Source organism: Janthinobacterium sp. PLB04 (assembly GCF_021165895.1).
GTDB lineage: Bacteria > Pseudomonadota > Gammaproteobacteria > Burkholderiales > Burkholderiaceae_D > Janthinobacterium > Janthinobacterium lividum.
Window position 1 is genome coordinate 72346 of record NZ_CP088968.1, and the last position, 17566, is coordinate 89911.

General features: G+C 63.7%; 16 protein-coding genes. 1 reads left to right on the forward strand and 15 read right to left on the reverse strand.

Going from position 1 to position 17566, the window contains the following annotated elements; translation table 11 throughout:
• The first annotated feature begins 71 nt into the window (after positions 1–71).
• On the forward strand, positions 72–410 hold the full coding sequence (locus tag LSO07_RS00305; protein ID WP_191909552.1) for a CzcE family metal-binding protein: 339 nt from the start codon (positions 72–74) through the stop codon (positions 408–410).
• 69 nt (positions 411–479) lie between these two features.
• On the opposite strand, the gene ahpF is transcribed toward LSO07_RS00305, so the two are convergent.
• The 15 genes from ahpF to LSO07_RS00380 form a co-directional block, all read right to left on the reverse strand.
• Entirely contained in the window at positions 480–2075 is a 1596-nt protein-coding gene (ahpF, locus tag LSO07_RS00310) for an alkyl hydroperoxide reductase subunit F (RefSeq protein WP_034780871.1), read from the reverse strand.
• A 98-nt stretch (positions 2076–2173) separates the two neighbouring features.
• The gene (gene ahpC, locus LSO07_RS00315; protein ID WP_034780873.1) at positions 2174–2737 is read right to left on the reverse strand and encodes an alkyl hydroperoxide reductase subunit C; all 564 of its coding nucleotides are present in this window, start codon (positions 2735–2737) and stop codon (positions 2174–2176) included.
• A gap of 188 nt (positions 2738–2925) precedes the next feature.
• Positions 2926–3330, reverse strand: a complete 405-nt coding sequence (locus tag LSO07_RS00320) for a DUF3597 domain-containing protein (protein WP_034780875.1) — start codon at positions 3328–3330, stop codon at positions 2926–2928.
• Between the two features lie 170 nt (positions 3331–3500).
• Positions 3501–6344 (reverse strand): EAL domain-containing protein, encoded by a 2844-nt coding sequence (locus LSO07_RS00325; protein ID WP_225317131.1) that lies wholly within the window; start codon positions 6342–6344, stop codon positions 3501–3503.
• Between the two features lie 134 nt (positions 6345–6478).
• Entirely contained in the window at positions 6479–6871 is a 393-nt protein-coding gene (rbsD, locus tag LSO07_RS00330; protein WP_034780878.1) for a D-ribose pyranase, read from the reverse strand.
• A 13-nt stretch (positions 6872–6884) separates the two neighbouring features.
• Positions 6885–7793, reverse strand: coding sequence for a ribokinase (rbsK, locus tag LSO07_RS00335; RefSeq protein WP_034780880.1), 909 nt, complete (start codon positions 7791–7793; stop codon positions 6885–6887).
• Complete coding sequence (locus tag LSO07_RS00340; protein WP_151091745.1) at positions 7790–8848, reverse strand: LacI family DNA-binding transcriptional regulator; 1059 nt, start codon at positions 8846–8848, stop codon at positions 7790–7792. The genes rbsK and LSO07_RS00340 overlap by 4 nt, the downstream gene beginning before the upstream one ends.
• Before the next feature lie 14 nt (positions 8849–8862).
• A complete protein-coding gene (locus LSO07_RS00345) occupies positions 8863–9834 on the reverse strand; it encodes an ABC transporter permease (protein WP_034780885.1) in 972 nt (323 codons plus the stop codon).
• Between the two features lie 17 nt (positions 9835–9851).
• Positions 9852–11402 carry a sugar ABC transporter ATP-binding protein gene (locus LSO07_RS00350; protein WP_151091747.1) on the reverse strand — a complete coding sequence of 517 codons (1551 nt, stop codon included), beginning with the start codon at positions 11400–11402 and terminating at the stop codon, positions 9852–9854.
• A gap of 84 nt (positions 11403–11486) precedes the next feature.
• Complete coding sequence (locus tag LSO07_RS00355) at positions 11487–12446, reverse strand: sugar ABC transporter substrate-binding protein (RefSeq protein ID WP_034780889.1); 960 nt, start codon at positions 12444–12446, stop codon at positions 11487–11489.
• 208 nt (positions 12447–12654) lie between these two features.
• Positions 12655–13536, reverse strand: a complete 882-nt coding sequence (locus tag LSO07_RS00360) for an EamA family transporter (protein WP_151091749.1) — start codon at positions 13534–13536, stop codon at positions 12655–12657.
• 162 nt (positions 13537–13698) lie between these two features.
• A complete protein-coding gene (locus tag LSO07_RS00365; RefSeq protein ID WP_151091751.1) occupies positions 13699–14778 on the reverse strand; it encodes a zinc ribbon domain-containing protein in 1080 nt (359 codons plus the stop codon).
• A gap of 8 nt (positions 14779–14786) precedes the next feature.
• The gene (locus LSO07_RS00370) at positions 14787–15902 is read right to left on the reverse strand and encodes a zinc ribbon domain-containing protein (RefSeq protein WP_151091753.1); all 1116 of its coding nucleotides are present in this window, start codon (positions 15900–15902) and stop codon (positions 14787–14789) included.
• A gap of 66 nt (positions 15903–15968) precedes the next feature.
• On the reverse strand, positions 15969–16694 hold the full coding sequence (locus tag LSO07_RS00375) for a hypothetical protein (RefSeq protein ID WP_139144208.1): 726 nt from the start codon (positions 16692–16694) through the stop codon (positions 15969–15971).
• Positions 16695–16739: 45 nt separating this feature from the next.
• Entirely contained in the window at positions 16740–17519 is a 780-nt protein-coding gene (locus LSO07_RS00380) for a hypothetical protein (protein WP_151091755.1), read from the reverse strand.
• Positions 17520–17566: the final 47 nt, after the last annotated feature.

Here is a 17566-nt window from a genome sequence, read left to right on the forward strand (position 1 = left end):
ATCCCGGTGCAGCCATTACCCATAACACGGCGCGCTTATTCACCGCGCCAGGCTTATTCTTGGAGATTACTATGTTGAACACCCACCGCAGCGCCCTGGCGATTTTGTGCGCCGCCTTCGCCGCCTCGGCCATCGCGGCCGGTCCGACAGGCACGCCCGCCGACTATGGCAGCAGCGCCCCGCACGCCGCCGCCCAGCGCAGCATCGACCTGCAGCCCGACACGCGCCACATCAACGTCACGCACGGCGAAACCGTCACCATCGCGCGCGCCGGCCAGCGTTTTACGTGGCACGTGCAAACCTTCAGCAACAAGACCGTCTTCGCCCTGGCCGACATCGCGCCGAAGGACATGCCCGTCGATGGGATTCAAGTGTATGTGGCCGGCAATCCCCTGTACGCGGGTAGCTGATCTCCTGCGCCCATAAAAAAACCGGAACCACCTTGCGGCGTTCCGGTTTTTTTTGATACGGCTCAATAGTTACGCCGTCAGTGCTTCCTTGGCGGCAGACTCTTCGACCACTTCCTCGTCATCCGAGCGGATCAGGTGGTCAAAGGCGGACAAAGCTGCCTTGGCGCCTTCGCCGGTGGCGATGATGATCTGCTTGTACGGCACCGTGGTGACGTCGCCGGCCGCAAACACGCCGGGGATCGAAGTCTGGCCACGTGCATCGACTTCGATTTCGCCGTGGCGCGATAACGCTACCGTGCCTTTCAGCCACTCCGTGTTCGGCACCAGGCCGATTTGCACGAAGACGCCTTCCAGCTCGACCTTTTTCGACTCGCCGCTGACCCGGTCCGTGTAGCTCAGGCCATTGACGATCTTGCCGTCGCCGTGGATTTCGGTGGTTTGCGCCGACGTGATCACGGTCACGTTAGGCAAGCTGTGCAGCTTGCGTTGCAGCACCGCATCGGCGCGCAGTTCCGCGCCGAATTCGATCAGGGTCACGTGCTTCACCAGGCCGGCCAGGTCGATCGCCGCTTCCACGCCCGAGTTGCCGCCGCCGATCACGGCCACGCGCTTGCCCTTGAACAGCGGACCATCGCAGTGCGGGCAGTAGGCGACACCGTGGTTGCGGTATTCCTTCTCGCCCGGCACGTTGATTTCGCGCCAGCGGGCACCAGTGGCGAGGATGACGGTCTTGGCTTTCAAGATGGCGCCATTGGCCGTTTCAATCTGCACCAACTTGCCTGGCGTCAATTTCGCGGCGCGCTGGGTGTTCATGATGTCGACTTCGTATTCCTTGACGTGCTGTTCCAGCGCCATGGCGAACTTCGGACCATCCGTTTCCTTGACCGAAATAAAATTCTCGATGGCAAGGGTGTCGAGCACCTGGCCGCCGAAACGCTCGGCCAGCACGCCCGTCTTGATGCCTTTGCGGGCCGCGTAGATGGCCGCTGCCGCGCCGGCAGGGCCGCCGCCGACGATCAGTACATCAAAGACGTCTTTCTTGTTCAACGCTTCCGCCTGGCGTGCACCGGCGTTGGTGTCGAGCTTGGCGAGGATTTCCTCGACATTCGTGCGTCCCTGGCCAAAGTGTTCGCCATTCAGGAACATCATCGGCACGGCCATGATCTGGCGCGCTTCCACTTCTTTCGGGAATACGCCGCCATCGATGGTGGTGACCTTGATGCGCGGGTTGATCACAGCCATGGCATTCAATGCCTGCACCACTTCCGGGCAGTTATGGCAGGAGAGCGAAATAAATGTTTCAAACTCGTAATCGCCGTCGAGGTTGCGGATCTGCTCGATCACGGCGTCGTCGAACTTGATGGTGTGGCCGCCCACTTGCAGCAGCGCCAGCACCAGCGAGGTAAATTCGTGGCCCAGCGGCACACCGGCGAAACGCACGCCGATGTCGGAGCCGGTACGGTTGATGCTGAAGGACGGGGCCCGTACGCCAGCGTCAAGGCGCTCGACCAGCGTGATCTTGTCGCTCAACAGGACTATCTCCTGGAGCAATTCCTTCATCTCGCGGGCTTTTGCGCTGTCATCGAGAGAGGCGACCAGCTCAAGCGGATACACCACTTTTTCCAGGTAGGATTTCAGTTGGGTTTTGAGGGTTGCATCTAACATGATTTTTTCTTCCTTTACAAATATTTAGGCGAATGCCGGGCCGGACGCCCGGTCCGGCATCGCGGTAACTACTTGTTTGCTACGTGCTGCATCGAGACTTAGATCTTGCCAACCAGGTCCAGCGATGGGGTCAGGGTTGCTGCGCCTTCCGTCCATTTGGCTGGGCAAACTTCGCCTGGGTGAGCGGCAACGTATTGAGCTGCCTTAACTTTGCGCAACAGTTCCGATGCGTCACGGCCGATGCCGTTGTCATGCACTTCCAGTACTTTGATGAAACCGTCCGGGTTGATGACGAAAGTACCGCGCAGTGCCATGCCTTCTTCTTCGATCATGACTTCGAAGTTGCGCGACAGGGTACCGGTTGGGTCGCCGATCAGTGCGTATTGCACTTTCTTGATCGCGTCCGAGGTGTCGTGCCATGCTTTGTGCGCGAAATGCGAATCGGTCGAGATGCCGTAGACATCGACGCCCAGCTTCTGGAATTCAGCGTGGTGATCGGCCAGATCTTCCAGTTCGGTTGGGCAAACGAAGGTGAAGTCGGCTGGGTAGAACACGAATACCGACCACTTGCCTTTCAGCGACGCTTCCGTCAGGTCGACGAATTTGCCATTGTGGAATGCGGTTGCCTTGAATGGTTTAACTTGGGTATTGATGAGCGACATAGTCATTTCCTCTCGTGTGGTGAATCAGTAAGACCCTAGTGTAAGGGGTTTTATTCCATATGCAAAATTGATTGTCACAATAGTTTCAATTAGTTTTAGCTATCACGACGCCATGGGAACTCCATGATAGGCAGTTCCCACAGGATTGGATAGCGGTGACAGTGGATACCCCTGCCACCGCCAGGTGTTTAGTTCTTCAGTTCGTCCGGTACCTTGCCGCCGTTTTCCGCCAGCTTGATCATCACCTGGCGGTGCAGCCAGATATTCATGCTGGCCGAATCATTGGTGTCGCCCGTGAAATGCAGCTCTTGCGCCAGTTCCTTGCGCGAAGCCAGGCTGCTGTCGAGTTGAAGCAGTTTCATCAGGTCGACGATGGATGTGCGCCAATTGAGTTTTTCCGCGTTCTTGCTGGCCAGGTCGACCAGCACCACTTCCACGTCCACCACGGGCACGGCAGCCGCTGGCGCAGCAGGTGCAGGTGCGGCCGCCGGTGCTGCGGCAGGTGCTGTCGTGGCGGCGGCCGGCGTGGCTGCCGGGGCAGCGTCGGACGAATGGTGGAAGATCTTGTTGTAGATATTGCTGAAAATGCCCATGAGGTCACCTCGAGTTGAGTGAATGGAAGAAATATTGCCTGCGCACCCGGTGTAGGTACCGGTGACAGCAAAGCCGGGCGCAGGCGCCAGCCCGTCGAGTATAAGCCCGTTCAAGCCGGGAGCCCTGTCCCGCAGGCTTGCGTCAGATCTGGTGGCCGGCGACGCCTGTTTCAAGGGTGCAAGGGCCGCTGCGCGTGCAGCAGGGCATCGAACGCTTCGATGGTCAGCGGCGGCGCAAACAGCTCGCCTTGCGCAAAATCGCAGCCGATCTCCAGCAGCCGGGCGCGCTGCTCTTCGGTCTCCACCCCTTCGGCAATGACCTGCAAACCCAGCTTGTGGGCCATGGTGACGATGGCTTCGCACAGCACCAGTTCGCTGGCACCGGGCGCCAGCTTGCGCACCAGCACGCCATCGAGCTTCAGGTAATCGATGCCGCACTGCTGCAGCTGCGTCAGCGAGGCATGGCCGCTGCCGAAGTCGTCGAGGGCGATCTGCAGGCCCGCTTCGCGCAAGTGCTGCAGGCGGGGCGCCATGCTATTGCCGCTAGGTAAAAGTACATCTTCGCGCATGTCGAGCACGATGGCCGAGGCCGGCACATCGAGCGCCATCAGTTGGCGCAGCCAGGTGCCGGGCGCCTCCACTTCGCGCTGCAGCTCCAGCGGCGACTGGTTCAGGCACAGTTGCAGCCCCGGCAAACCGATGGCATGGCCCTGCGCGCGCCAGTGCAGCAGTTGCGCGGCCGCCGTGTGCAGCACCCAGTCGCCGATCTCCACGATCAGGCCGCTGCTTTCGGCCAGCGCCAGGAAATCCGGCGGGCAGACCACACCCCGCTGCGGATGGTGCCAGCGCAGCAAGGCTTCCGCCTTGGCAAGCTTGCCGCTATGCAGCTCGACGATGGGCTGGTAATACAGCTGCATCTGCTGTTCGCGCAGGGCCGTGCGCAAATCCGCCCCCATGCGCATGCGGTTGACGGCCGCCACCTGCATGGCAGGCGTAAAGTAACTGTAGCGGTTGCGCCCCGCCCCTTTCGACACATACATGGCCTGGTCCGCCTGCTTGAGCAAGTCCTCGATCGTGCCCGCGTCGTCCGGATACAGGGTGATGCCGATCGAGGCCGAGACGAACGCCTGCTCCTGTCCCAGCAGAAACGGCGCCAGCAAGCCGTCGAGTATCTGCCGCGCGATGCGGTCAACTTGCTGCAGATCATCAAGGTCGGACAGGATTACCGTGAATTCATCACCACCCAGGCGCGCCACCGTATCCGTCTCGCGCACGCCCACGCGGATGCGCCGCGCCGCCTCGATCAGCAAGATATCGCCCTGGTGGTGGCCCAGGGTGTCGTTGACTTCCTTGAAGTGGTCGAGGTCGATGAACAAGATGGCCACGCGGCTCGCATCGCGCCGCCCCTGGGCCAGCGCCTGGCGCAGGCGTTCGTGGAACATGCGCCGGTTCGGCAATTGCGTCAGGGTATCGAAATTGGCTTGCTGCCAGATCAGCGCTTCCGTTTGCCGCTTGTCCGTCACGTCTTCCAGCATGCACAGGTGGTGCGGGCCACCGTGACGCGTCGTGGCGATGGCCGTCACGGAAGCGTCGACCCACACCACGCCGCCATCGGGCCGCACGATGCGCTTGGCATGGCGAAAGCCCTGCAGGCTGCGCGCCAGCAACTGCGCCACCTGCTCTTGCTCGCCGGCCACATCGTCGGGATGGCTGATCTCCATCCAGCTCGTTTGCTTCATGTGTTCCAGACTGCGCCCGCTGATGGCCAGGTAGCGCGGATTAATGTCGAGAAACTGTCCGCTCACGGTATCGATCAGGGCGATGCCCATGGGCGCTTCCTCGAACATGGTGCGAAAGCGCAATTCTCCCTGGCGGATGGTGTCCTCCGTGCGGCGGCGCTCGCGCGCCAGGTTGTTGAAGTGAAAGGCGGCCGACACGGCCAGCAAGCTGCCCGCCAGGCCCAGCGACAGGTACAGCCAGCCCAGATCGGCGCCTGGCACGGCACGGTACAAAAACCCCTTGTAGACGCGGCTGTCCGTGGCATTGCGCGGCAGCACGCCCATGCTGGCATACGTGTCGGCGATGTGCTGCCAGCGCTGGGGATTCATGTAGCCAAGCTCCACCAGCACGGGCTGCAGCAGCAATTCCATCTGCTGCGCCTCGTACAACAGGTGCGCGCGGTCGTGGCGCTGGCTGTACTTGGCAAGGATCACGCGCGCCATTTCCTCGCGGTGCGCCATCGCATATTGCCAGCCGCGCAAGCTGGCAGCACGGAACGCTTTGACACGCTCGGGATGGCGGCGCATTTCGTGCTCGCTGGTAAACAAGTTGTCGCCGTAGAAATCGATGCCGGCCGTGCGCGGCGTAAACTGGTAGTAGGAAAAGCCCGCCCGGTCCAGGTAATCCGGTTCGTTGGTGGAATATGCGGCAATCGCATCGACCTTGCCATCGATCAAATCCTCGATACGATAGCTGGGCGGCAAGTGGCGCATCTGCTGCGGCGCGACGCCCATTTTCGCCAGGAACAGCGACACTTCATCGGCTGCAAGCGCCACGTCGGTGGCCGCACCGATCATGACGGGCGCCCCCACCAGCTTGCGCACGTCGGGCGCGCCGCCATGCTGGCGCATCAGCAGCACGCTGGGCGAATGCTGGAACACCACGGCCAGCACCACCACGGGCTTGCCCGCCAGCCGGCTGAGCAACAAGCTGCTGTTGCCCACGCCATACTCGGCCTGGCCCGCCAGCACGGCCGCCTCGACCAGCCGTCCGCCACCGCCTTCGACCAGCTTCACCTCCAGCCCCGCCTCGCGGTAATAGCCTTGCTCGATGGCCGCATAATAGCCGGCAAACTGGAACTGGTGCGTGAAATTGAGTTGCAGGGTAACGGGTTCCAGCGCCCGGGCTGGTGTGGCCAGGCACAGCAGCAGGAGGAAAAAGCAGCGCCAGCCGTGCGCCAGCCTGCCGGCGAGCGGCAAGACAAAGCGGAAAGCGTCGGGGGCTTTCATCGGCATGGCGGAACACCACAGGAAGCTGCCGAGCTGGCAGGGGTAAGGCTATTGTAGCCGCCCCTTTTGCCGATGGATAATTATTTCAGTGAGGACAATAGCGTTGATGTTTTTGGCAAACAATTTCGCGTTTGTTTGCGCTAGAACACGACGCCGGCCACCAAAATCACGTTGGCGTACGGACTGCACTCGCCCGTGCGCACGATGGCGCGCGCGCCCTTGCTCAATTGCTTGAACTCGTCGTGCGTCACCTGGCGCGCATCGGGCAAAGCCAGGGCCGCCACCTGCGCCGCCATGGCCGGATTATGCTGCGGCAACTCGCTGGCGAGCAAATGGTATTCCACCTGCATTTCGCTTAATACCGTGTTGACGGTATCGATGAAGCCGGGGATGCCGCGCGTCAGGGCCAGGTCGATCAGGGGCACGCCCGGTTGCGACGGCAAGCCCGCGTCGCCGATGACGAGCATGTCGCCATGGCCCAGCGACGCGATCAGTTGCGACAGTGCGATATTGAGCAGCGGTGATTTTTTCATGGGCGTGGTGTCGTTAGAACAGCTCGTGCAAGTGGGGGATCGACGTTTGCGCGCCGGGCTTGGTGACGCTCCAGGCAGCCGCGCGCTGGCCTTGCTGGATCGCTTCCGCCTCGTCCATGCCGGAGGCCAGGCCTGCCACAAAACCGCCGATGAAGGTGTCGCCGGCGGCCGTCGTGTCGACGGCTTTCACCACTTCGGCGGGGAAGGTGAAGTCGCCGCCGTACAGGGCCGCGTGCACGCCCTTGGAACCCAGGGTGATGATGACGTTGTCGCTGCCCAGCTTTTGCAGCGCGGCGGCCAGCGCCTTGGCATCCGCGCCTTCCGGGCTGACGCCGGCCAGCATGGCCGCTTCGATTTCATTCGGGATCAGGTAGTCAACCAGTTCCAGCACGCCTTCCGGCAGGCTGGCGGCCGGGGCCGGGTTCAGCACCACGGTCTTGCCCAGCGAACGGGCCAGCTTGATCGCGTGCACAACGGTGGCCATCGGCGTTTCCAGCTGCAGCACGACAATATCCGCCTGTTCGATCAAGCCTTGCGCCGCGTCGATGTGCGCAGGGCTGAGCAGATCGTTGGCGCCGCCGGCGATGACGATGCTGTTCTGGCCATTGTCGTCCACCAGAATGGAAGCGATGCCGGATGCCACGCCCGGCAAGGTGGTGATGTGGCTGTCGATGATGCCGTCGCCCACCAGCGCCGCGCGCAAGGTGGTACCGAACGCGTCGTCGCCCACGCAGCCTACCATGGCCACTTGCTGGGCGCCCGCCACTTTGCCGCTCAGGCGCGCGCAGGCGACGGCCTGGTTGGCGCCCTTGCCGCCAGGAATGGTTCGAAAAGCGCCGCCCGTCAGGGTTTCGCCGGGGAGGGGCATGCGCGGCACGCGCAAGACCAGGTCCATATTGATGCTGCCGATAACCACGATCATGATGTCATTCCCATCAGTTCAGTTGCAGGTGAAGAAGTAGGTGCGGAAGAAGGTAGCGTGACGGCCGCGCTGGAGCCGCGCACGTGCAGTTCCGGGGCAATGCTGCGCTGCTGGCGCGGCAAGGCGGGATCGGCGATGCGCGCCAGCAGGCAGGCGGCCGTGATGCGGCCCAGCTCGCGCGTATTTTGCGCCACGCTGGTCAAGGCCGGATGCACGAAGCTGGCCAGGTCGATATCGTCGAAGCCGACGACGGCCAGTTCGCCAGGCACGGCAATCCCGCGCTCGGCGGCGGCGCGCAAGGCGCCGAAGGCCATCAAGTCATTGCAGCAGAACAAGGCGTCGGGGCGCTGGCCTGGCGGCAGCGCCAGCAAGTCCAGCGCGGCCGCATAGCCGCCCGCGCTCGTAAAATCGCCATGGCGGCACAGCGTATCGGCCAGAGCCACGCCCGCGTCCGCCATGGCGCTACGCACGCCGGCTATGCGGTCATTCGAGATGCTCACTTCACGGGGACCGGCGATGCAGGCGAGGCGCCGGCGTCCCAGCTCCAGCAGATGGCGCGCGGCCAGCACGCCGCCGGCGCGGTTGTCGACCGCCACCGCATCGATGGACAGGTCGCTGGGCGCGCGGTCGAGCAGCACGGCCGGCACCTTCATCTTGCGCAGCAATTCGCCATCGCTGTCGGCCAGCGCGGACAGAATCAGGCCGTCGCAGCGCTTGGTCAGCAGCACGTTCAGATAGTCGCGCTGCTTGACGGGGTCGTCATCGGAATTGCACAGGATCACGCTGTAGCCGGCCGCGTAGCAACTGTCCTCGATGCCGCGCGCCACTTCCGAGAAATACGGGTTCGTATTATTCGGAATGATCAGGCCGATAGTGCCCGTGCTGCGGCTGCGCAGGGAACGCGCCAGCGCGCTGGGCACGTAATGCAATTGCTCCGCCGCCGCCAGCACGGCGCGGCGCGCCTCGTCGCTGACGGGGCGGGTATTGTTGAGGACGTGCGAGACGGTGGTAAACGACACCCCCGCCGCCTGCGCCACTTGCTTGATGGTTGCCATGGGCGATGTGGCGCTTAGGCGCGTTCGCCGCGGCGGCGGTAGGTGTCGAGCACCACGGCCGCGACGATCACCAGGCCCGTGACGATGCGTTTCACGGGTTCGGACACGCCCACTTGCGCCAGGCCCGCTTCCAGCACGGAAATGATCAATACGCCGATAAAGGTGCTGATGACGGAACCGCGCCCACCCATCAGGCTCGTGCCACCGATCACGACGGCGGCGATCACTTGCAATTCCATGCCTACGCCGCCGTTCGGGTCGGCCGCTTCCAGGCGCGACACCTGGAACAGCGCGCCCACGCCGGCGAGAAAGCCCATCAAGGCAAACACCAGTACTTTCGACGGTTTTGTATTGATGCCGGACAAACGCACGGCTTCTTCATTCGTGCCGATGCCGATCCAGTGGCGTCCCAGCACCGTGCGCGTGAGCACCAGGTGGCCGATGACAACGATGGCGATCGAGGCGATGAAAGCGGGCGACAGGCCAAAGGCGATCGGCGAACTGATGCCGTCAACGGCGCTGCCGATGTATTCTGTGCGCGAGTTCGTTACTTGATACGCGAGGCCCCGTGCCATTTCCAGCACGCCCAGGGACACGATGAACGAGGGAATGCGCCAGCCGACGGAAATCAAGCCCGTGGTGGCGCCGCACAGGGCCGCGACGAACATGCCCAGCAGGGCCGCGCTCCACACGGGCCAGCCCCAATGCACGACGGCCAGCGACAGCACGGAAGCGGCCAGCGCCATCACGGAACCGACCGATAAATCGATGCCGCCGATGATCAGCACGAACGTCATGCCGACAGCCATCACCACCAGGGTCGGGATGTTGTTCGACAGGGTGCTCAAGGTGGCCAGGGTAAAGAAGTTTTCGCTGGCAAACGAGAACAGCACGCACATGGCGACCAGGGCGCCGATCAGGCCCGCATAGTTTTTCAGGTCGGCCAGGCTGCGCTGCAGATACGAAGGAGAGGAATTGGTGGTCATGGGAATCTTTCCGGCGATCAGGCCGCAGCTGGAGTGGAAGTGGGGGTCAAATAGCCGGAGAAGGCGGCCGACAGCAGGGCGTCCTGGCTCCAGGCGCCGCGCTCGAAGGTGTCGACGATGCTGCCCGCGCTCATGACGGCGATGCGGTCGCAGATCAGCATCAGTTCGCGCAAGTCGCTCGAGACGATGACGAGGCCCTTGCCCTGGCGCGCCTGTTCGGCCAGCACCTGATAAATATCAAACTTGGCGCCGATATCGATGCCGCGCGTGGGCTCGTCGAACAGCATCACGGGGCAGTCGCGGTACAGCCAACGGGCGATCACCACCTTTTGCTGGTTGCCGCCGGACAGCTCGGCCACCGTTTGCGCGCTGTTGCGCGAGCGGATGCCCAGGCGTTGGATGTAGTCGTCGGCCACCGATGCTTCGGCCGTATCGTTGAGCCAGCCGGCGCCGCTGACGGTATCGAGCGACGCGAGGGTCGTGTTGACGGCAATCGACTGGCGCAGCAACAAGCCCTGGCCCTTGCGGTCTTCCGTGATCATGGCGATGCCGGCTTTCACTGCTGCCTGCGGCGAGTGCAAGGCGGCGGGCGTCGCGCTGTCGCCGAGGAACACCTCGCCCGCGTCGGCGCGGTCGGCGCCAAAGATCAGGCGCAGCAATTCCGTGCGGCCCGAGCCGATCAGGCCGGCGATGCCGAGAATTTCGCCGGCGCGCAAGTCAAACGAGGTCGGGTTGACGACCTTGCCGCGCGCCAAGCCCCGCACGCGCAGCAGCGGCGCGCCGATGGTGCGCCCGCTCAGGTCGACGGCATCATCGGCCGAGCGGCCCACCATCAGGCTGACCAGGTCGGCGGCGGAGTGGCCCGCGATATCGTCGTCGCACACGAGCTGGCCATCGCGCAGCACGGCGATGCGGTCGGCCACGCGCTTGAGTTCTTCCAAGCGGTGGGAAATATAGATGATGCACACGCCGTCGGCTTTCAGGCGTTCGATTTGCAGGAACAGCAATTCCACTTCGCGGTGCGTCAGCATGGCCGTCGGCTCGTCGAGCACCAGCAGGCGGCAGGCGCCGATCAGATTGCGCGCGATCTCGATCATCTGCTGGTGGCCGATGCCCAGTTCGCCGACCAAAGTCCACGGATCGAGGCCGCCCAGGCCGACTTTCTCCATCTGTTCGCGCGCGTCGCGCTCCAGGCGCGTACGGTCGATGAAACCGAAACGCTGCGGCAGGTTTTTCAGGTACAGGTTTTCCGCGATCGACAGGGTGGGAATCAGATTGAGTTCCTGCATCACCATGCGGATGCCCAGCGCTTCGGCGGCGCCGCGCGAGGCGGGCTGGTAAGGCTTGCCGTCGAGCAGCATCGTGCCCGTGGTGGATTGCTCCAGGCCGCAGATGATCTTCGACAGCGTGCTCTTGCCCGCGCCGTTCTCTCCCGTCAGCGCCAGCACCTGGCCAGGGGCGAAGCGCAGGCCCACGCCACCGAGGACGGGGCCGACATAGGACTTGCCGATGTTGTCGAGCGTTAACAAGGGGATGGCGGCTGGCGCCGGTGAAATGTCGGTGGGCATGATAAAACTCCGCGGTAGTGGCGGCGGGGCCGGCGCCGCCTACTCGGTGAGTACGCAGGCGCCGGCCCCGGCGGGATCAAACGATCAGGACTTGGCGCCCTTGGCGACCAGTTCGACCTTGGTTTCGATGACGCCACCAAGCTCGGCCTGTTTCTTCTTCTGCGCCAGGGCTTTCAGCACGGTCTCGATGCCGAACACGGCTTGCTGCGAACCGAACTGGTCGGCGGTAGCCAGCACGCGGCCATCGGCCAGCATCGGCTTGATGGCGTTGATGTTGTCGTAGCCGACGACGAGCACTTTGCCCGTCTTGCCGGCCGCCTTGATGGCGGAAATGGCGCCGATGGCCATGTTGTCGTTACCGCACAGCAAAGCCTTGATATTCGGATTGGCGTTCAGCATGGCGGCCGCCACCGTGTTGGCGGGGGCGATTTCCCACTGGCCCGACTGCACGCTGACGACCTTGGCGCCGGCCGCGTTCATGGCGTCCTGGAAGCCCAGAGTACGCTGCTGCGCGTTGTAGGTGGTCGACACGCCTTCGATGATGCCGACGGGGTCACCCTTCTTGATCTGCTGGGCCAGGTAATCGCCGACCACCTTGGCGCCCTTGCGGTTGTCCGGGCCGACGAATGGCACGGAAATGCCCTTCTCTTTCAGGGCGCCCGCGTCGAGCTTGTTGTCGATATTGACGACGATGATGCCCGCGTCGATGGCTTTCTTCAGCACCGGCACCAGCGCTTTCGAGTCGGCCGGCGCGATCACCAGCGCGTTGACGCGCGAAACGATCATTTGCTCGACCAGCTTGATCTGGCTCGACGTATCCGTTTCATCCTTGATGCCGTTCGACAGCAAGTCGTACTTGGCGGCATTGGCCTTCTGATGCGCCTTGGCGCCATTTTCCATGGTCAGGAAAAATTCATTGGCGAGCGACTTCATCACCAAGGCCACCTTTGGTTTGGCTGGCGTCTGCGCCATCGCCGGCACGGCGGGCAAGGCACACACGAGGACAGCGGCGGCAATCATTTTCAGGCGAATACGGGATGTCATGAGCGTCTCCAGAGTTGTTGGTCAAGCACGTGTACTGCATGCTTTTTAGGAAATTCGTTGCGCGCAAACGTTTGCGCGAAGCGAATAGTGCCTCAATGCCCCATACCAGTGCAAGCAAAACTGTATGTGCGGTGCAGCAAAAAGGCAGCGCCCAGAGGGAAAGGGACAGGCTGATGCGATCAGCCTGCCGAGGGGAAATGCGCGGATGTCAGGACTTTGTTGCGGGACGGGCGCTGGCCCACTGCACGGCCAGCACGCTGGCCAGTACCAGCAGCAAGCCCAGCATCGACCAGCCCGTCATGGCCTGGCCCAGCAAGGCCCAGCCCAGCACGACGGCCATCAGGGGACTGAGCAGTCCCAGCGAGGAGACGGCCACGGGCGACAGCCTGGCGATGCCGCGGAACCACAGCGCATACGCCAGCAGGGCGCCGGCCAGGCACAGATAGGCGTAGGCCAATACTTGCTGCAGCGACAAGGCCGGCAGCGGTGCGTCGGCCAGCCAGGCGACGGGCGCCAGCATCAGGCCGCCGAGCAGTAATTGCCAGCCCGTCAGCGCCAGCACGGGCAAGTCCGGCTTCCAGCGCCGCGTCAGATAGGTGCCGGCCGCCATGCACGCCGTGCCGCCCAGCGCGGCGGCGATGCCGACGGGTTCCCATACCGTGCGCGGCGACAACAATAAAACGCCCATGCCGGCCACACCCAGCACGCTGGCAAGCAAGGCCAGGCGGGCCGGACGGCGCCCTTCCACACCCCAGGCCAGGCCCATCACCAGTAGCGGCTGGATGGCCCCCACCACGGCCGCCAGGCCGCCCGGCAAGCGGTAGGCGGCCACGAACAGCAGGGCCTGGAACACGCCGATATTCAGCGCGGACAGGAGCAGTACGCGGATCCAGTCGCGCCGCGCGGGTAGGCGCCGCATGACCAGCAGCAACAGCAAGCCGGCCGGCAGCACGCGGATCAGGGCCGCCGTGAAGGGCCGGTCCGGCGGCAGCAGTTCGGACGTGACGATGTACGTGGAACCCCAGATCAGGGGCGCCAGCGCCGTGAGCAGAATGTCGCCCCAGGCGGGACGGACGGAGAAAGAGGCCATACAACTATCTCGATATTAAGATAAAGCGAGTGTGGGCGCGAACTATCTTGATGTCAAGATAAATCATTCGCTGCGCCGCCGGATGAGAAGCGTAAAAAAGCCCGGCATGGCCGGGCTCCGCGAAGGATACAAGGCGGCAAGCTGCACCGCCTGGATCAGGACTTAATCGCGCATGCGCCGCAGGGTCGTCACCCGCATGCCGCCCATGCTGATCTGCGCCGTGCTGCCATCGTCGCTGACGATAATGTCCATGGCCGCCTCGCCCGCGCCTTCCGGCGCGATCGTCACGGTATTGCCCTTGGTGGTGAAGGTGGCCTTGGTCGACGTCCCGTTATTGATCACGCTGTCACTTGTAAATTCCAGGACATTGCCCATCGCCGCCTGCCATTTCCCTACCGCCGGGTGGCCGCCAAAGCGGAACGCGCTCTTCAGCTTGTCCAGCATGCCGGCGCCCTGCCCGGCCGGCGCTGTGCCTATCACACCGGTCATGGCCGCCTGGCTCATCTGCGCTTCGTCGATGACTTGCCATTGCTTGTCGACCAGCGCCAGCGGCAACCGCACTTCCAGGTCGCCATCCGGCAAGCGTTGCAGGATCAGCGCGCGGTCCGCCGACTTGGCGAACCATGCCGCCTCATCGGTCAATGCCAGGGTGGCCTTGGCCATCGCCACTTGCTGTGCGCCCAGGTCGCGCACCTGGTCGTAGCCGCTGACCTTGGCCACTTTCAGGCCCTTGGCCACGCACAGCTTGTCGCCGCGCAAGGCCGCCTTGCCCGGGGCAGCCAGCGCGTAGACAAATTGCGATTGCGCAACCCAGCCACCGCTGCTTTGTTCCACGGGAGCGCTGTACAGTCCGCTACGCACGAGAATATCCAGCCATTGCCGGGTTGAACTGTCATACGACGCCACGCGGATCTCTTCCTTCTGGTACGGCAAGTTGGTGAGGCACAGCAGCTTGTCGCGCACCGCCTCGTCGGCCGCCAGGTGGGTATCGATGGCGCGGCTGAAACTGCTGGCCGAGGCCGCCTCTGGCGCCAGCAGCCACGCCAGGGCGCCACCGGCCACGATGAGCACCGCCAGCGCACCGCCGGCAAGGATGAGGTGGCGCCGCTGCACACCAGCCGGCCTGGCCGGCACGGCGGGCGCCGGCGCGGCTGCTGCGGCGTTCACGGCCTTGCCGCATTCATCGCAGAAGCGCGCGCCGGGGACATAGGCGGTGCCGCATTTGGTGCAGAAGTGAGCCATGGTATGCCTTACTTGAGTTTATGCGCGCATTCGCCGCAGAACACGTCATCGGACGCGACCGGTGCCTTGCAGCTTGGGCATTGCAGACTGTCAACAGGTGCGGCAGCCGGCGTGGCAGATGCGGCTGGGGCAGTCGCCTGCTCGGCCAGGGCGCGCGCACGTTCACGCGCTTCCTCGGCTTTTTTCTTGACCGTCGCCAGGCCGTCGTTCAGGCTTGCTTCGGAGGCGCTGAAATCGACATTGCGCGTAGCGTTCAGGTAAATGATGCACACGCCCTTGGTAAAGATCAGGCCAGGCACTACGGCCGCGGCCGCCAGCAGCAAGCCGCCGCCCAGGCCGGCTGCGATGATGTAGCCGGAACCGCCACTCAGACCCGAAGCCAGGGAATACATGTTCATCTGGCCGCCCAGGCCCAGGATGCCTGCGGACATGCCGCTGGTCAGCGACACGCCGGTACCGAGCACGCCAAAGATCAGCAGGGCCACAAACGAGGTGATCAGGAACAGCAGCACTTCCAGCAAAATCACGGACACCAGCTTGGTGCGCACGATCAGGTTCAGGCGGGCAATGATCTGGAACACGCTGGCACCCGACCAGGCGGCAGGACCGGCCAGCGGCAGCATCACGTAGAACAGCGCAAACACCAGCACGCCCAGCACGATGGCCGACAGCGGGAAAACAACCGTGTACAGCACGGGGCCGAGCACGGGAATCTTGCAGACGAACAAGATAATGGCGATGGCGATCATGGCCGCCAGCACGATCAGGAATTCAAGGAAGACGACCGCGATCAGGCGATGGCTCGTGTACAGCGAAACGAGCACGGCATCCACCAGACTCATGCCCGGCTGGCCTTGCGCATCGCGCATCAGCAGGATGCCCACGGCGTTGGAACCGTAAAACATCACGAGGAAGGCCATCAAGCCGCCGAAAAAGGCCAGCAGCGGACTGCTCATGCCGCCGGCAAGCGTCGCCAGCACGCCACCGACAAGCACGGCGCCGATGAAGGTCAGGGCCAGCAGGGCAATCGCGCGGAAGTTCTTGATGGCATCGGTCGCTTCGATCAGCGAGCCCACGGCGGAAGAAAAGGGAAGAGGGTTATGTGCTTCGGTGGAAGTGGTCATGTAAAGCCTAGTGGAAATGAATCGGGAATGGAGCGGCCTGCCGGGCCGCCCCGTGGTACCAAGGTGTTAGTAGGCGAGCGCCAGTTGCAGCTCGCTCGCGGGCGCCTGGCGCTGGACGATCTGCAGCTTGACGTCCTGGCCGCCGACGCGCTTGCTATTCAGGTACAGGGCCGTGCGCACCGGGTAAATGCCCTGCGGCACGCCTTCCGGCATGGGAATCGAGAAGCCGCCCTTGTAGGCGCCGCTGCCGTTATTGCTGCTGACGACCTTGCGCACAGTCTTGATCAGCTCGCCATTTGGCTTGTACAGGCTCAATTCCTCTTCCACCAGCGGGTTCGGATCGCGCGTGCCGGCCGCCACTTCGATATACGAATTGGTCTGCGCCTTCTGGCCCGGACGCACGGAAGATGGCGTAAAGCCCGTCTCGTACTTCACCAGGGTCGACTGCTCGGGCAGCTTGCCCTTGTTGGCCACCTTGTAGTCGGTCTGCACCTGCTGCGCCGTCTTGACTTGCTGGCTTTGATAATTCAAGGCCACGCAGGCAAGCGCACCCAGGCTGGCACCCAGTGCCGCGCCGCGCACGGTATTGTTGCCGCCGCCCAGCAAGCCGCCCACGACGGCGCCGATGCCGGCCAGCATGGCCGTATTGCATTCGCCGCTGGCCGCTTCCGTGCCTGCGGTGGTGGTATTGCCGGTGGCGCCAGGGCCGCCCGGCGCGGCGCAGCCGGCCAGCATCGAGGACACGACCAACATCGCCACCATGGGCTTGGCAATTTGTTTCAAGTTTTTCACGTCATTCTCCAGGAGGATCAAAATAGTGGGGAGGCAAGCAGCGGTTTACTCGATCTGAATTTGCGACAGCGCCTTGTCCTGCGCTTCTTTCGCCTTGCGCTTGATATCGAGCGCGTAGCGGTTGCCCGTGTCCATGCGCAACACGGCATTCGCGTTGGCAATGGCACAGTCGTATTTACGCTGGCTCATGCAGTGGCTCGCTTCCGACAGGCTCTCCGTGATGACGCTTTCCAGGCCGGTCGTCTGTTTGACAGGCGCCGGTGGCGGGGTCACCTTGACGGGCTTGGCTGGTTTTTCCACGACGGGTGTCGGTGCCGGCTCGGGTGCCGGAGCAGGCACCGGTGCAGGCGCTGCCGCCGGTACTGGCGCGGGTTCGTCCGCAGCCGCGGCAGGTGTCGCGGCAAAATCGGCCGTCGTGGCGCCATCGAGCGCAGGGTCGCTGATGGCCAGCGGCTGCTCGGCGGCAGGCGCAGGGTCCTCCAGCGCGGGCAAGGCTGGAACGGGTTCGGATGCCGGTGCAGCCGGCTTGCCGGACAAGAAATAGTAAGCGCCCGCACCGCCCAGCAGCACCACCGCGGCGACGGCTGCGGCGACCAATTTCATGCGGTTGCCGCCCGGTTGGCTGTCAACCGGCGTGTCGGGAACGCTGTCTGCCACGGGTGCGGGCGTGGCTTCTGGTTCCGGTGCAGGCACGGGATCGGCACGGCGCTTTTCCAGCACGGGCGGTGGCGGCGGCGCGACAGGCGCCGGGATGGAAACGGGAATCGGTTCCGGGACAGCTTCCGCGACCACTTCTGCCACAGGCACGGGCTCAGGAACGAACACACGCACTGGTTCAGGAATCGGCTCAGGAACAACCTCAGGAATGGGCT

Bases quoted from the DNA above. Each gene is read 5' to 3' on its own strand.
- ahpF (WP_034780871.1), bottom strand. From the start codon at position 2,075: ATGTTAGATGCAACCCTCAAAACCCAACTGAAATCCTACCTGGAAAAA.
- LSO07_RS00350 (WP_151091747.1), bottom strand. From the start codon at position 11,402: ATGCCCACCGACATTTCACCGGCGCCAGCCGCCATCCCCTTGTTAACG.
- LSO07_RS00355 (WP_034780889.1), bottom strand. From the start codon at position 12,446: ATGACATCCCGTATTCGCCTGAAAATGATTGCCGCCGCTGTCCTCGTG.
- ahpC (WP_034780873.1), bottom strand. From the start codon at position 2,737: ATGTCGCTCATCAATACCCAAGTTAAACCATTCAAGGCAACCGCATTC.
- LSO07_RS00340 (WP_151091745.1), bottom strand. From the start codon at position 8,848: ATGGCAACCATCAAGCAAGTGGCGCAGGCGGCGGGGGTGTCGTTTACC.
- rbsK (WP_034780880.1), bottom strand. From the start codon at position 7,793: ATGATCGTGGTTATCGGCAGCATCAATATGGACCTGGTCTTGCGCGTG.
- LSO07_RS00360 (WP_151091749.1), bottom strand. From the start codon at position 13,536: ATGGCCTCTTTCTCCGTCCGTCCCGCCTGGGGCGACATTCTGCTCACG.
- LSO07_RS00320 (WP_034780875.1), bottom strand. From the start codon at position 3,330: ATGGGCATTTTCAGCAATATCTACAACAAGATCTTCCACCATTCGTCC.
- LSO07_RS00345 (WP_034780885.1), bottom strand. From the start codon at position 9,834: ATGACCACCAATTCCTCTCCTTCGTATCTGCAGCGCAGCCTGGCCGAC.
- rbsD (WP_034780878.1), bottom strand. From the start codon at position 6,871: ATGAAAAAATCACCGCTGCTCAATATCGCACTGTCGCAACTGATCGCG.
- LSO07_RS00365 (WP_151091751.1), bottom strand. From the start codon at position 14,778: ATGGCTCACTTCTGCACCAAATGCGGCACCGCCTATGTCCCCGGCGCG.
- LSO07_RS00305 (WP_191909552.1), top strand. From the start codon at position 72: ATGTTGAACACCCACCGCAGCGCCCTGGCGATTTTGTGCGCCGCCTTC.
- LSO07_RS00325 (WP_225317131.1), bottom strand. From the start codon at position 6,344: ATGCCGATGAAAGCCCCCGACGCTTTCCGCTTTGTCTTGCCGCTCGCC.
- LSO07_RS00370 (WP_151091753.1), bottom strand. From the start codon at position 15,902: ATGACCACTTCCACCGAAGCACATAACCCTCTTCCCTTTTCTTCCGCC.